General features: G+C 32.5%; 14 protein-coding genes. All 14 read right to left on the bottom strand.

The features are described 5' to 3' along the window. Position 1 precedes the first annotated feature (1 nt). Positions 2-877 (bottom strand): hypothetical protein, encoded by an 876-nt coding sequence (locus ACM55G_RS05940; protein ID WP_416843196.1) that lies wholly within the window; start codon positions 875-877, stop codon positions 2-4. Positions 878-1,016: 139 nt separating this feature from the next. Continuing rightward, positions 1,017-2,450, bottom strand: coding sequence for an MBOAT family O-acyltransferase (locus ACM55G_RS05935; protein WP_416842980.1), 1,434 nt, complete (start codon positions 2,448-2,450; stop codon positions 1,017-1,019). A 31-nt stretch (positions 2,451-2,481) separates the two neighbouring features. Next, complete coding sequence (locus tag ACM55G_RS05930; RefSeq protein ID WP_416842979.1) at positions 2,482-3,561, bottom strand: glycosyltransferase family 4 protein; 1,080 nt, start codon at positions 3,559-3,561, stop codon at positions 2,482-2,484. Further along, the gene (locus ACM55G_RS05925) at positions 3,554-4,951 is read right to left on the bottom strand and encodes a hypothetical protein (RefSeq protein ID WP_416842978.1); all 1,398 of its coding nucleotides are present in this window, start codon (positions 4,949-4,951) and stop codon (positions 3,554-3,556) included. Before ACM55G_RS05925 ends, ACM55G_RS05930 begins: the two co-directional genes overlap by 8 nt. A gap of 5 nt (positions 4,952-4,956) precedes the next feature. Beyond that, positions 4,957-5,700, bottom strand: a complete 744-nt coding sequence (locus ACM55G_RS05920) for an FkbM family methyltransferase (protein WP_416842977.1) — start codon at positions 5,698-5,700, stop codon at positions 4,957-4,959. A 263-nt stretch (positions 5,701-5,963) separates the two neighbouring features. After that, complete coding sequence (neuC, locus tag ACM55G_RS05915) at positions 5,964-7,085, bottom strand: UDP-N-acetylglucosamine 2-epimerase (RefSeq protein ID WP_416842976.1); 1,122 nt, start codon at positions 7,083-7,085, stop codon at positions 5,964-5,966. Between the two features lie 65 nt (positions 7,086-7,150). Next, positions 7,151-8,194: an N-acetylneuraminate synthase family protein gene (locus ACM55G_RS05910; protein ID WP_416842975.1), complete on the bottom strand. Its 1,044-nt coding sequence runs from the start codon at positions 8,192-8,194 to the stop codon at positions 7,151-7,153. An 85-nt stretch (positions 8,195-8,279) separates the two neighbouring features. Continuing rightward, positions 8,280-8,954: an acylneuraminate cytidylyltransferase family protein gene (locus ACM55G_RS05905; RefSeq protein ID WP_416842974.1), complete on the bottom strand. Its 675-nt coding sequence runs from the start codon at positions 8,952-8,954 to the stop codon at positions 8,280-8,282. Positions 8,955-8,979: 25 nt separating this feature from the next. Further along, entirely contained in the window at positions 8,980-9,888 is a 909-nt protein-coding gene (locus ACM55G_RS05900; RefSeq protein WP_416842973.1) for a glycosyltransferase family 2 protein, read from the bottom strand. A gap of 5 nt (positions 9,889-9,893) precedes the next feature. Then, positions 9,894-11,135: a glycosyltransferase family protein gene (locus tag ACM55G_RS05895; RefSeq protein WP_416842972.1), complete on the bottom strand. Its 1,242-nt coding sequence runs from the start codon at positions 11,133-11,135 to the stop codon at positions 9,894-9,896. After that, positions 11,132-12,244, bottom strand: a complete 1,113-nt coding sequence (gene wecB, locus ACM55G_RS05890) for a non-hydrolyzing UDP-N-acetylglucosamine 2-epimerase (RefSeq protein ID WP_416842971.1) — start codon at positions 12,242-12,244, stop codon at positions 11,132-11,134. The genes ACM55G_RS05895 and wecB overlap by 4 nt, the downstream gene beginning before the upstream one ends. A gap of 8 nt (positions 12,245-12,252) precedes the next feature. Continuing rightward, the gene (locus tag ACM55G_RS05885; RefSeq protein ID WP_416842970.1) at positions 12,253-13,185 is read right to left on the bottom strand and encodes a glycosyltransferase family 2 protein; all 933 of its coding nucleotides are present in this window, start codon (positions 13,183-13,185) and stop codon (positions 12,253-12,255) included. 78 nt (positions 13,186-13,263) lie between these two features. After that, a complete protein-coding gene (locus ACM55G_RS05880; protein WP_416842969.1) occupies positions 13,264-14,205 on the bottom strand; it encodes a glycosyltransferase family 2 protein in 942 nt (313 codons plus the stop codon). A 22-nt stretch (positions 14,206-14,227) separates the two neighbouring features. Continuing rightward, complete coding sequence (locus tag ACM55G_RS05875; RefSeq protein ID WP_416842968.1) at positions 14,228-15,361, bottom strand: glycosyltransferase WbsX family protein; 1,134 nt, start codon at positions 15,359-15,361, stop codon at positions 14,228-14,230. Positions 15,362-15,369 lie beyond the last annotated feature (8 nt).

The following is a 15,369-nucleotide window of genomic DNA, read 5'->3' as shown; positions in this document are numbered from 1 at the left end:
CTTATTTTTTGAAAAAATCTTTTAAAATTCTCTTTGTAAACAATCTTGCCCCTGCATCATTTAGGTGACCACAAGAAGAAAAATACTGATCTCCTTGAACTACATCCTCATAATTATGGATTTCAGGATAAATTTTATTTACTTTCTGAAAATAATCCAATCCTTTCGTATTAGAACACATAGGCGTCATCACTGCAATTAATTTGATGTTATTGGCTTTGCAAATTTGCTTTATTTCTTCATAATATTTATTGTGAAGCGGTTTTAGATTAGTGAGGTTATTTTTCATATTCCCCTTTTTACTAGGTAAAGGATAATACCCTAAATGAGCTAAAACATTCGATGGTTTGTTTCTGACTGTACTATACATCTCTCTAAATCCAATACGCGGTTCAAAAGTAACATATCTGTAAAAAGGGATATAATACAATGCCCAAAAATTTTTCTGTTTTAAAAAATGGTTTGCAATTGTTTTAGAATCATGAATATAAGGTAAAAATTTAGAGGCTACACTCTCGGACTGTTGCTCGTTAGACAAATTCAAATCAGCTTCCAGAATCACATTTTTCATGTGATAGCCGCGTTCTATCATTAATTTCAATAATAAAGATGCTTCAAACAAATGACCTCCACTCATCCCGTAATTAAACGTTTTTAATCCTTTCTCATCAAATAGTGGCGCTACAAAATGATTATTCGCTCTGGAGGAACCTAAAATCACAACATCATAATCTCTCGCTTTTGAATTGTAAACGTATCCGATTTTATTCCGATTGGAGGATTGTTTATACACTTGGGTGTAAATCACATCCAACACCCCCAAAATTAAAAAGGCAACCAGTAGTAATTTTGCGGTAAAAAGTAAAAAATACTTCATTTTTAAATTTCCATTATTATTTGTTAGTGCCATTTAAAACACTTATTTAACAAAAGTATTACAATAATTCCGACTTTAACCTGTCCTGAATGAAACCTCGATTGTGTTCCCTATAAACCTGTCGATTTGACATAATTCATCAGAATTGAAAATAAATAAATTCTTTATAATCAGAATAAGTCCCCAAGGCAATAATAGCTAGGATACACAATGCTACTTTCAAGCCGCTGTATCTTCCTGAAATAGGTTCTATTTGACTCCTGCTATTCCATTCAACGAGAATGAAAGCAAAAACCAATAACAGGATTTCGTAACTGTATCGTTCATTTTCCAGATATTGAGCCTGAAAATTTCGGTCAGTAAAAATACGTCCTATATAATCAAATGCATCGCCTATCGATTTTGCCCTAAAAAACACCCAAGCCAAGCAGCATAAAGCAAAAGTAACAAACATACTTCCCAATACTTTAAGAGAACTGAAATTCCATTGCAGCTGAACCGTTTCAATATTTGATCTGTTTTTATCTCGAAGCAATAAGGGTAAAAAATAAAGTGCATTGATAAATCCCCAAGCGATAAAGGTCCAATTAGCTCCATGCCAAAAACCACTCAATAGAAAAATAACAAATACGTTCCGAACTTGTTTCAATTTACTCCCTTTACTCCCTCCTAGCGGAATGTAAACATAATCCCGAAACCAAGAAGACAAGGAAATATGCCAACGACGCCAAAACTCGGCGATATCTCTGGAAAAATAAGGATAATTAAAATTTCGTAACAAATCCAATCCGAACAGTTTAGACATTCCTAACGCCATATCCGAATAGCCCGAAAAGTCCCCATAAATCTGGAAAGCAAAGTAAAAAACGCCCAACAAGAGCGACAAGGAATTCATCGAAGTGTAATGATCAAAAATGGCATTGGCATAGGTAGCACAAGTATCGGCAATTACGACTTTCTTAACTAATCCCCAGATAATTTGATAAATCCCTTCTTTAGCTTTTTGATAATCAAAGGTTCTTTTTACCTTTACTTGTGGCAGCAAATGAGTGGCTCTTTCAATAGGCCCGGCCACTAAAAGAGGAAAATAGCTGACAAACAGAGAATAATCCACAAAATTGTATTCGGCTTTAATTCTCTTCAAATAGATATCAATCACATAGGATAATCCGTGAAACGTATAAAAAGAGATACCAACAGGAAGAATAACATGTAGCAATAACGGACTCGTTTGCAATCCAAAACCGTTCAATAATTCCGAAAAAGAGGCCGCAAAAAAGTTATAATATTTAAATACACCCAGAAACCCCAGATTTATGGTTATACTCAACCAAAACCAAAATTTTCGAGCAGTTTCAGTCTTAGCCTTTTCAATTCGAATACCAGTGTAATAATCTAAAAAAGTAGAAAAAACCAACAGAAGCAAAAAACGCCAATCCCAACAGGAATAAAAATAATAACTCGCAATAATGAGGATTGCATTTTGTGTACTCTTTGTTTTATTAAATACAAACCAATACAACACGAATACGATGGGCAGGAAAACAGCAAAGGATAATGAATTAAAAAACATAGACTACTGTAACTAATTTAAAAATGTAAAATTAAGGTTTATTATTCAATACCAATGCCAAATGATTGGCCACCATTTTTGCCAAAGAAAAATTTTTCAATTTACTGTTCTCCCAACAATTGCCTATCAGAAATTTATGCTTTAAAATATTTTGCAAAATTTCTTTCAACTCCACTACATTCAATTCTTCAAATAAAAATCCGTTTTTATTTTCAACTACTAAACCCAACACATTTCCTTGGTTTCGGGTTGTTATTACAGGTAAATTACTCATCAAACTTTCAACAACGGAATAACAAAATGTCTCACCATGAGAAGGATGAATTAAATAATCATACTTGCAATAAATTTCAGTCAGGTTGGAAACACTTCCTTTAAAATTAAAAAAACTTTGAAGAGAAAAATCCTGAATCATTTTTTTTAATTCTCCTTCAAAATATCCTTCACCATAAATATCAATTGTAAAATCAAACGATTTTAAATCCTTAACCGCTAAAATTAAGTCTTGAATTCCTTTCTCTTTTCTAAGATGAGAAGCCACAATAAATTGGTTATTAGAACTGAAGTTTTTTTTCTTTTTAAATTTACTAATCTCTAAACCATTAAAAATAACGATTGATTTCTTCTCAATTTGCGCACCAAAATCTTTAATTAATTCACTTTTCGAAAATTCTGAAACCCCGACAAAAACATCAATATATCTTGAAAATAAAATCCCTTTGATTCTTTTCTCAATTTTCTTTTTCAATGGATAACCGTATAAAGGCCTTGGGTTATGATCTACTGCAATAATTTCAGCCTTGGAAAATTGCTTTATTTTATAAAAAGAAGGTGTACAGAGTTCTAAGAAATGCGTTATAATATGAGAATAGTCCGTTTTATTTTGCTTACAAAAAGCAAAAAAATAGTTTTCCACATTATAATTACAATCATGAATACTCAGTTTGGAATACTCCCCGTGATGGTATAGATTTGGAAAAAACCAGTCCACTTGAATATCCTTTTCTTTGCATTGTTTGTCAAATAGCCAAAAAAAGTAGTCCATTCCGCCCACTCTTCCGGGTAGCAATTCATAATTACAGAGTACGGCAATTTTTTTGGACTCAGTCATTCCATTGGGATAAAGTAGTTGCTATTCGAGCACTTGTACCGGATAATTTTTCACTTATTTGTAAATCAATCATTGCTTTTCTTTGCAAAGTTCTTTCTTTTGGATGCTCCAAAGCTTTATTAATTTGGTCTATTAATTCCGTTGCATTTTGGGCTACGGTTACGGATTTACTATCAACTACTTTTTTAAAATGGCCATAATTTAAAAATCGTTGGTCGTTATACAAACCATTTTCTATGTTACCAAAAACGGTATTGATTACCGGCTTATCAAACAATAAGAAATCCAGACTCATGGTCGAACACATATTGATGTTCAAATCCACATGTTCTAACAACCAACGCAAATCTTTAATATCTTCCTCACTTGGAACACGCTGGGACCAGCTTTCTGAATGCTTTTCCCGAGTCAAAATCCATTTAGGTACATTCCAAACTATTTCAGGAAATTCATCCTTAACAGCTTTAAATCGAGTATCATCTTCAGCAGGGGAAGTTCTCACAATCAATTGTACATCAGTAGAAATACTTTTATTCCGAATAGCAGTGGCTATGACTTGGATTACAATGGGATCATTTTGTCCAATGGAAACATCGGCACAACTAAAACAAATAATTTTCTTATCGGCATCCAAATGAAATTTACGGTAAAAATCTTCCGCCTTAGTTTCATATTTTTCCATTACATACGGTTCGAACTGAGGAGTTCCAACCACTTTTACATTTTCCTCTTCCACATTTGGATAAAAATACAGCAATTCGGCTTTCATTAAATTACTCCACACTAGAAAATAATCAAAACTACCGAGCATTCTCCCTTTAGAAGCCAGATTATCCCAACTGAAAATAAAGGTGCTAACCGGTATTTTTAATTGAATGACAGCGTGTAAAAATGGCGCTAAATAAGGCGGTCTTTGGTGCGTGAAGAAAACATGGGAGGGTTGGTCTTTTTGTAATAATTGACTATACGATTTTGTTGTTTTATGATTGGAAAAGGATAGAAATTGCAATTTTTCGGCTAACAAAATACTCTCGTCAGAATGAATAAAACGGGTAAAAAAATAAATGACTTTGATCAATAGGGAGCGTGCCGAATTATTTTTCGGATAGCCTGTAACCAAATTATCTTTCATACCATAAAAAGAACGGTGCCTTTGCAAATGGGCTACTTCTTTCCACTTTCTAAAAAACCAAGTCAGTTTTCCCTCTACAAAAACTTCGAGTTCCTTTATTTTAATCTTGGATTGTGGAATAGTACGAAAAGCACTTATCGGCAAGCCGGAATAGATGGTAACCGTATCAAATTGTTGTGAAGCTTCCATCAAGAAATCACTCATGATGAAATTGCGGTAACCTACACCATCCGTTATAACTATTCCTAATTTTTTCATTTATTTTAAGAATCAATTTTAAAGAATAAATTACGTTGATAAGCTGTTATATCATTAACTTCCTGCCAAATTTCATAATCATTATCATTCAAAATTTTCAAAATTTGATTAAAGGTTTCTTTACTCATTGTGTTAGGAATATAATACTCAAAATTAATAATTGATGGCTTTATCTCTTTAAAATCAATATTCAAGATGATTTCAGAGTCATATCCCTCGGTATCAATTTGAAGCAAATCTATATTTTTAATATTATTAGTTTTTATTAGATTTTGTAATGAAATACAAGCCACTTTTTCTTCTAAAATATGCTTTGAATCTATTTTACAATTTATATGGTGTTCTCTATTGAACGAAGCTATCCCTTTAGAATATTTAGGTAATACAGATGCCTTATTTGGGTCTACTCGATGTATTATCATATTTTCCTCAGTATTATGAATGGCCAAATTAAGTGTGTTAATTAAAGGGTGATTTCTATAATTTTTTTGTAATTCGTAAAAATAATCCAATACAGGTTCTAAAATTAACCCCTTAATTTTATTTTTATTCCAGGTTACAAAATGATACAAAGGATCATCATTAATACCATCATTCCCTCCAATTTGAACAAAATAAATTTCACCATTTTTAGCCAATAATTTATTCAAAATACTATCCAAAAAGATGAAATTACGGGTTCTAGTGAATTTATATCCCTTTTTATAGATTATCTTTTTAAGATAAATCTTTAGCTTTTTTGTATTCATATTTTGTGCCTATATTTTTTTAATGTCATTAATTCTAATATAATACTTTCTATTATTATTCCCGTTTTTTATATTTATATCAAATATTATATAATTTCTTGAATTATTGAAGTCAAAAAAGGTTCTTATTAAAATTTCATTTCATCAATAACTCCTCTTTAAGGATTTCAGTAAATCGTTTTGCTAATTGTTATCCAAATGATTACGATTCATTAACATTTTAAGGTAAAACAATGAAAAGAAATATCAGGAATGGAATAGCATTATATATCCCTAAATTGTTTCTGATGATTGGTTGCCCAAATATTTCCATTCTCCATTGATTCCAGAAACAATTGAGTACTATTTCCATGTCCAAAATCAGCCTCCATTTTTTCAACTTTTTGACTATGTATTTTTTTCAAAGCGGCACCAATACTTTCAGGCTTATAATCAACATTGATAATAGATGAAAGCACTGTCCTATTTTGTTGACGCGTCCCGATATTGATAATTGGAATACCATAATAGGGTGCCTCTCTAATCCCCGCACTACTGTTTCCTATAATAAACTGACTGTTTTTTAATAAACTCAAAAAATATTCAAAACGAAGGGATGGAAAAACTCTAAATCTTGGGTTATTCTTTAACCTTTCATATTCCTCAATAATGCATTTACTTCCAAAATCATTATTTGGATAAATTACAATATAATTATGCGTATCTTTTAATATAGCTTCTACAAAATTATTGGCATACAACTTCATTTCTTTGGCTTCTGTAGTTACTGGATGAAACATAACTATGGCATACTCCTCAAAATTTATTTCGTAATACCGTTTTACTGTTTCTAAATCTGGAAGCGAATCTGAAAACATAATATCAATATCGGGAGAACCAATCGTGTAAATGGAAGATTCCATCTCACCCATTTGGACCAATCGTTTTGCTGCAGCACCATTAGAAACAAAATGAATATGCGCTAATTTACTGACGCTGTGACGAATCAATTCATCAACCGTTCCTGATAGTTCTCCCCCTTCAATGTGTGCTACTAAAATATTATTTAAAGAACCAACGATGGCTCCTGCTAAAGTTTCTACACGATCACCATGAACCACAATCAAATCTGGTTGTACTTGCTTAGAATAGCCTGATAAACCTTCTATAGTTTTGGCTAATGTTAAATCCATGGTAGTTTCATCGGTGTGATTTTCAAACCTATGGATGTTTTTAAAATTGCATCGTTCTATTTCTAAAAGCGTATATCCGTATTCTTTTTGCAAATGCATACCGGTAACAAAAACATAAACTTCAAAATCTTGATGGGTATCAAGAACAGAAATTAATGATTTTATTTTTCCAAAATCAGCACGGGTTCCCGTTAGGAATAAGATTTTTTTCATTTTAATACTTGATATTTCTTATTTTGTCAAGTCTAGCGCAATTGAGGCTTATTCAATGAAACACTTTATTTTTCAATCTGCTCCCACATTAATTGTACATCGTTATCTATATCCCTTAGTGCCGTTTTCCCTAAAAGGCTATCAAAATGCTCTGCCAGGATTTCCCCTGTTCCGGGACGTTTTACCCAAATATTTTCTTTGGTAAGCAGTGCTCCCTTTTTAATCTTAGCAATAGTACAAACAGTTGCAAAAGCAAAATCGATGGTAACTTGTTCCTCTAAAGCGGGCTGTTTCGTTCCTCCTCGCATTTGGGCCATTTCTGCACTATTTACAAGGAGTGCGCTGCAAGTATTCTCGTCCATACTGCATATAATATCCGGACCGTTTCGATTCATATGATCTGTAAAATGACGTTCCAGAATAGATGCGCCTAATGCGACAGCTCCTAAACAGGCATTATTATTAAGTGTATGGTCTGACAACCCAAATACTTTATCGGGAAAGGCATCATGCATGGCGGTCATAGCACCAAAACGCACTAAATGAATTGGAGTTGGATACAAATTAGTGGTATGTAAAAGCGCCACAGGTACAGTATACTTTTCAAAAATGGCAACTGCTTTACGAATACTTTCTATAGTATTCATCCCGGTACTTAGAATAACTGGTTTGCCAAAAGACGCAATATGTTCCAACAAAGGATAATTATTACATTCCCCGGAACCAATTTTATAAGCTGGCACATCAAATTTTCGCAATCGTTCGGCAGCAGCTCTTGAAAAAGGGGTAGAAATAAAAATCATACCCTTACTTTCTACATACCTTTTTAACTCTAATTCATCGGCTTCGTTTAACGAACACCTTTCCATTATCTCATAAATAGAAACATCGGCATTTCCAGGAATCACTTTTTTGGCGGCACCGCTCATCTCATCTTCCACTATATGAGTTTGATGTTTGACCATCTCAACACCTGCCCTATGGGCTGCATCGACCATTTCTTTGGCTATTTGTAAAGAACCTTCGTGATTAATGCCAATCTCTGCAATAACCAAAGGGGGGTAATCCAGACCTATTTTTCTTCCTGCTATTGTAATATATGGATTCATAAAATGAGTTATCTGTTATATGTATTTCGAATGTGCTAGTTTTCGGCTTCAATCGAAAGTGACAATTAATTTTATTTTGTCACGTCTAGCACAGTCGGGCTGCTTTTTTTAATAAATACTCCGCATAATCAAAATCATCTTGAGTATCAATATCAATACTGGCAAAAATATGATTTACTACATAAGGGATACTATTTTCAGAAATAATTTTGCCCTCTATTATCAATTTTGATTTACTGATATACAACAAACCATTTTCAAAATAAAGCGGTTCTAAATCCTGACTGCGTTGTCCTATCGAATAATTATAAGGTTCAAAACAATTACTTGTTATCTTCCCTAATTTTTGATGATTTCTGGTAACGGTAAATAAACTATCCGAATCACTTATTCGATACCTTTCAAAAGCTTCCCGAAGCAGGTTTTCAGGACGCAAAGGATTTGTAGGTTGTAATAAAATTACATTTTCAACAGTGCTATCTCCGATTACTTCAAGCGCATGCTGTAATACAGTCAATGTAGGTTCAAATTCCCCAGACAAATGTTCCGGTCTGTCAATCACTTTTACCCCATATTCAAGGGCGATTTTTTTTATTGCTTCATCATTCGTAGATACATAAACTTCATCTATAATATCTTTATTCTTTTGGGCTAATAAAATACTGTGAGCAATAAGCGGAATGCCTCCAAAAAGAAGATTATTTTTATTTGGTAGCCTTTTAGACCCCCTACGCGCTGGAATTATTGCTATATTCTTCATTAAAAAAAGTATTTGCTAAAAATAGTTATTTTTTTGGCTGCCAATATATTTTTGTATCAGCAATTTTTAAATACTCATCATACTCTACTGAAGTCAATCTATTGCTGTTTCTTACAATTTTAGGAAGAGCCAATACTAAATCTAATACCGCCAGTACAATAGCTTTTATAGCGCTAAAATCACGTTTAAAAACCTTTAGTTTGAATTGCATCCAAATAGAATACCCCATTTTATTAGGAATACTGCGAATGGGATAAAACAAAAAGAACAAATACCAACCTGAGCGTAACGATCTACGCTGTCGAATATCATAATCGAAATCGTTTTTTCTGGATTTAAAATCAACTCTGTGATGTACTAAAACGTCTGGCAAGTAGCTCACCTTCCAGTTTTTTTTAAACAAGTGATAAGATGCAAAATCTTCTTCTCCATAAAAAACAAACCATTCCGGATAATTAGGAATAGCACGCCAAGCTTTCATACGCCACACATGGGCACAACCTACAAAGCCTTTCACTTGATGGGGCTGCTCGCTGGAGGAAGTCGAACTTGGTAATTCCAACCCCCAAAAAATACGCAAGGCAATTAAGCCACAATTGTCATTTTCATCAAAATGTTTTTTTATAGTTTCCAATGGATTCTCGGTTACAAAATGGGCATCATCGTCCAACGAAATAGCATAAGAAGCTTCGGTTTCATTCAGCATTTTATTCCTGCAAAAAAGGTAGCCTTTTGAAATCGCATTTCTTTGGATTTTTATAGTAGGAAAATGAAGCTTTACATATTCATAAGTACCATCAACGGAACCATCATCATAAACTACACATTCCACATTAGTGTCTTCTAAGAGATAACTGATTTTATTTAACGTAAAAAACAAATCGGCTTTACGATTTTTAGTGGTAATGAGTATTGAAAATATTTTATTAGTCATGATGATTAATTTATTTTCAAATTATTAATAACCTTTTTCAAATAATTGGCAGACAAATAGTCCTCTAAATCACTTCTATCCAAAAGCAAATTGTCGGGATTCTGTTTCCATAATAGATAAAGTTTTCCAATAAGGGCAGCGATTTTTTCTACATCATCTACTTCTGACCAATAAGGATAGTCACTACCTAACAATCTGTGAGTTTCGCTATAAAAGGGTGAAAGTAATAGAATAGTTTTATTTGCTGCGATGCAGTGGGGAAACTTAGCGGGAAGAAAGGGACTTATTTCTGATTTTGCTTCCAAAATAACATTAACGGAAACACTTTGCTGAAGTTGGTACACGGTATCAAAAGCCACATTGCCGTTGTAAATATAAATTTCGGGACATCTTTTTTTATATTCTTCCAGCATTATGGTATGGTCTGCTGCATAACCCAATAAAAGAAGTCTTACCTCTTTTCTGGCATCTAGATTTTGTTGTAAAAACAATTTGAATCCCTCTATCAAGCCTCTGGGAGAGCGTTGTGCCAAGAGATTCCCAGCATGCATTATATTGAATTTTGACTCATCAAAATAAGAAGGAAACTTAGTATTTACAACATCATATTTAGCATTTTGGTGCGGAATAATCATCCCTGTTATGAGAAAATTCGGAAAATAACTTCCCATCCATTCTTGGAGTAACAAACTAGGAAAGGCAGAATATTTGGCTTTTTGGGAAACCTTTATAAAGAATTGATCTTTTTGTTTGTAACTTGATTCTATCCAATTGTAAGGCCTTGGATAATAATGAATCGGATATGGATCATGTACATATGCCATCCATTTATCATGTAATTTTGGTATTTTTAAAACAGCATAATGTGGCCTAAAACTAGTACCTTTACTTAAAGTCAGAACTAAGTCAGGTTCGAAGGTACTTTTTTTCAAGGCTTGTGCAATACTTTTGGCATCATTGAAAAAAGTAAACGAAAAGCCAAACAGTTGCTCTAGTAAAGAAGCCAAATTAACATAAAAATTCCGACTCAAAACCCGTTGTATCCGGCTTAAAAAATACAAACAACTGTATTTTATCTCTGGAATGACATAGGAGCTCACCCCAGATAACTGAATGTTTTTAAGAGTATAATGGTACACCAAAACTTCAAAACCCGCTTCTGCCAGATTATTAATCAGTGCTACATTTGCCTTTGAGCCACTGCTGTCCTCGATGTTTATGGAGTCGACTACAACGAGTATTTTCATTTTGGTTCTTTTAATAAAAAATCCACAATTTGTTGGGAAGCTTTTCCATTCCCATATGGATTTCGTTTTTCTTCAAAACCTGTGAAATCATCTAGAATAGCCTCCATATTCTTTATGATTTTTTGTAGATCTGTTCCTACCAACGTAGAAAACCCTGCTAACACTCCTTCGGGTCTCTCGGAAATCGTTCTTGTGACTAAAACAGGTTTACCCAGTGATGGTGCTTCTTCCTGAATACCTCCGGAATCAGTTACTATCAAAAAGGATTGTTGCATTAACCAAACAAAGGCTGGATAAGAAACTGGTGGAATAACACAAATGTTTTTTTTATTGAACAACAATTCATAGATGACATGCTTCACCTTGGGATTCAAATGTACTGGATACACAATCGCCACATCGTCTCTTTCTGATATTTTCAAAAGGGCTGCACAAAGATTTTGTAAGCCTTCCCCAAAACTTTCACGGCGATGCCCGGTTACCAATATTATTTTTTTATTGGTAGGAATACTCTTTTTTAATTGTTCTATTTCGGGATGCAAATAACCTGCCTCTTGAATTTTATTGGCAGTCCAAAACAATGCGTCAATAACGGTGTTTCCGGTTTCGGATATGTACGTTTCAGAAACACCTTCGTTTAACAAATTTTTTGTAGCTTGTGTTGTGGGTGTAAAATGAATATCAGCAATTCTACTGGTGATTTGACGATTAATTTCCTCCGGAAATGGGGCTTGTTTATTGTACGTACGTAATCCTGCTTCAACATGACCAACTTTTATTCCCCTATGAAAAGCAGCTAATGCAGCCATGGAAGAAGTTGTGGTGTCTCCATGCACCAAAACCCAGTCAAAGGGCTCACTCATTAAAACGGCATCCATTTTTTGAATAATCCTGCTACTCAGCTCATTTAACGATTGATTGGCCTGCATCAAATCGAGATCATAATCGGGAACAATTGCAAAAAAATCCAACACTTGGTCGAGCATTTGACGATGTTGTGCTGTGACACATACTTTCACCTCACAACTACTTTTTTGGAGTTCGTGATATAAAGGTGCCATTTTGATGGCTTCAGGACGGGTACCAAAAACAATTAGAATATTAGTCATGGATAAATTTACATTTTTATTGCTTTTTTAATTTTATATAATGACAAACGTAATGGTAAAATTGTGTAAAAAATTTGCCATTTAATTTTTTCAACACTAGATATCTGTATTGTGCTTATAATTTGTTCGAATAAATTATATTCTTTAAAACCAATTGAAAGACATATAAAATATCTTTTTAAAGAATAGGTCAACATCTTTTTTGCAGCTAAATTTTTTACTATTAATAAAGCTGCCTCTTTTTTTGCTTCCACTCTTATATAATTATTACAATTAAATTCATGTGTCTGAGAACAAGAATGTTTACGCGCATAAATCAATACTTTATTTATGTTAATCCCTTTTAACCCATTTGAAACTAATCTCGAATAATATTCCCATTCTTCTGCATAAAGCAATTCATTACTAAATTTTTCAAATCCTAGTGATTTCTTTTTCCAAATAACACTACAAGTATTAATAGGCAATTCATTGTTTATAATTTTCTCTATGTGGCTTTTATCTATAAAAAAAACATTTTCGTCAATGTTATAATTATCAAAACATTTAACGTCAAAATTATCAAAAAAAACAGTCCTTTGAAATCTACAGAAATCAATGATATTCCATGAAAATTCATTAATACATAATTCAAAAGTTAGAGGATGTATAATGTCATCACTATCAAGCCAATATATATATTTTCCTTGACTTAATTCTAATCCATAGTTCCTGCTCGCATTTGCTCCCTTTGCATAACCAAGAGGTTTTGTGGTAAATTTAAATCGCTTATCCTTTAAAAAAGGGGTCACAATTTCTATAGTATTATCATTTGAATTATCATCGATAATAATACACTCCCAAGAATCAAAAGTTTGGCCTAAGATCGACTCTAAACTTTCGGCAATTAAATCAGCGCGATTGTAAGTAGGTATTACAATCGATATTTTTGGCTTAGTCATAATATAATTTATCCTTTCTTATAAGTTATTTTTCTACAAATTTAAATAGTCAAAAAAAAAAAAAAACTTTTCATATATTTATTTAAAAAAAACATATCCTTTATTAAACAATCTAAAAAAAACATAACCAAAGACTGTCATCATTATTCCTCTAAAATCAAATAACTTTAATTGCGTTATTAGAAGTTTTTTAAAAAAATACACCTTCTTATTGTTATTCTGAACTAAAGCTAATCTTAGAATAAACTTACATCTATTTTTATAAAAGGTTTTTAAAACAAAAATATTAGCCTTTTTATTATTTCTAATTAACTCTAAATGTTTCTCAAAAGCATTAATTTTTGACATTAATTCCTCAAAATTGAGCTTGGAAATTTCTTTAGTCAAAGAATGCTCGTGAAAGCGATATTGAATTAAAGGTAAATTTATATAAACTATGTTCGGGTTTTGATACAACATCCGCAAATTAAAATCCCAATCATCTAAATTTCGAATATTTTCGTCGAATAACTCTACCTGCTGATTCAAAAAACTTTTTCTCCATAAAGGACCACAGACATAGAAAGCTATTTTTCCTATAAAGAAATCCTCAATGATATTATTCGAAAAAATACTATTTTCACTAATTTCATTTCCTGATTTAAAATCTATTTTCACCAACTTGGCGACAACCACATCAGTTTCTTTACCAAATTGTTTTATCCATGTAGATAAAGCATTTGGAAAATACAAATCATCACTATCGAACCAATTAATAAATTCTCCTTTAGCTTTTTCTAATCCGTAGTTTCTACAAGCTGAAGGTCCTTTTAATTTAGTTTCAGGACGATGATGGTATTGAAATCGGCTATCTTTTTTTAAATATTCATTAAGAATTACAACAGTGTTATCTGTAGAACCGTCATCCACAATGATACATTCCCATGCGGTGTATGTTTGTGCAATTATACTGTCGAGGGTTTCACTTATTAAATGTGCTCGATTGTATGTGGGAATGATTATGGAGATTAGTGGATTCAACTATATTTTTTGTCTTATCTATTCAACTTTTCTTTAAATTTTCTTTAACTTTTTTAACCGACTCTAGCCATTGTAGCCCGTAATTACAATCAGGTTCTAAATAATTACCTTCAGCCCATTCATTCCAAGATTTTAATATTACAAATTGAGGATTTTCCTTATTCTTTTTTAATTCTACTACAGCTTTAATAAGATGTTGACACCATGCTTGTGGTGTAGCATTTTTAAAAATTAGTGATTTCTTTCCATTCCGAGCATAATTATCCCAATTGGGAAACACACATGGTATGTATTTTTTATTAGGAAAATCAATATTCAAATTTGAAACCCCTTTGGAGTAATCTAGTATTAATGGTTTTCGTTTTTTTTCTACTTCATTACTATACCCCATAATTGAATATATTTTATTTTCTAACTTTCCCCAAAAAGATTTTCGATCGAAATAAGTTATTTGATTGTACCGTATTTTATTAAATATATCTATGCCAACTACACCAAATATTTTATTGTTGTCAATTACATTTCTAGAATTTATATTTCCAGTGGCTACAAAATAAATACCTTCAAAACCATTTGAAATTGCTAATGAACTAAAAGTCGTTATAAAAACATCTAAATCAGGAATTGCGTCTATCCTGTAGATATGAAACATTGGTTTGTTGTCTATTTTTATATAACGATCATCTTTAAAAAATGGAAGCAGGTAATAAAAATAAGCTATATAATCCGATTCTCCATTATAGGTTTGATCCATTAATACATCGGGATTATTTAAGCCGTGCCAAATACCTTTCCAAGATTCGTTTGCCCAACAAAAACAAAATGAAATATCTACTTTTTTATTTTTTAACATCGATTCTGCTGGCCTTTCCAACAACATTTTCCCATTGCCAAACCAATATTGATAATAAATAAATCCATCAATCCCATATTCTTTAGCTAATTCAGCCTGGGCTTCCTGAACTTGTGGTACTCTTAAATCATAAAAACCCAAATCCGCTGGTAATATAGGCTGATAATGCCCTTTGAATAGAGGTTTAGCCTTGACCACATTTGTCCACTCGGTAAAACCTTTTCCCCACCATAAATCATTCTCAGGAATGGGATGATATTGAGGTAGATAATAGGCTAAAAATTTTATTTGGTTTGTAGGCATATTACTTG

This window comes from Flavobacterium algoriphilum (assembly GCF_048158655.1).
Taxonomy (GTDB): Bacteria; Bacteroidota; Bacteroidia; order Flavobacteriales; family Flavobacteriaceae; genus Flavobacterium; species Flavobacterium algoriphilum.
Note: the sequence above shows the minus strand (reverse complement) of the source record. Positions and strands in the feature narration are given on the sequence as shown.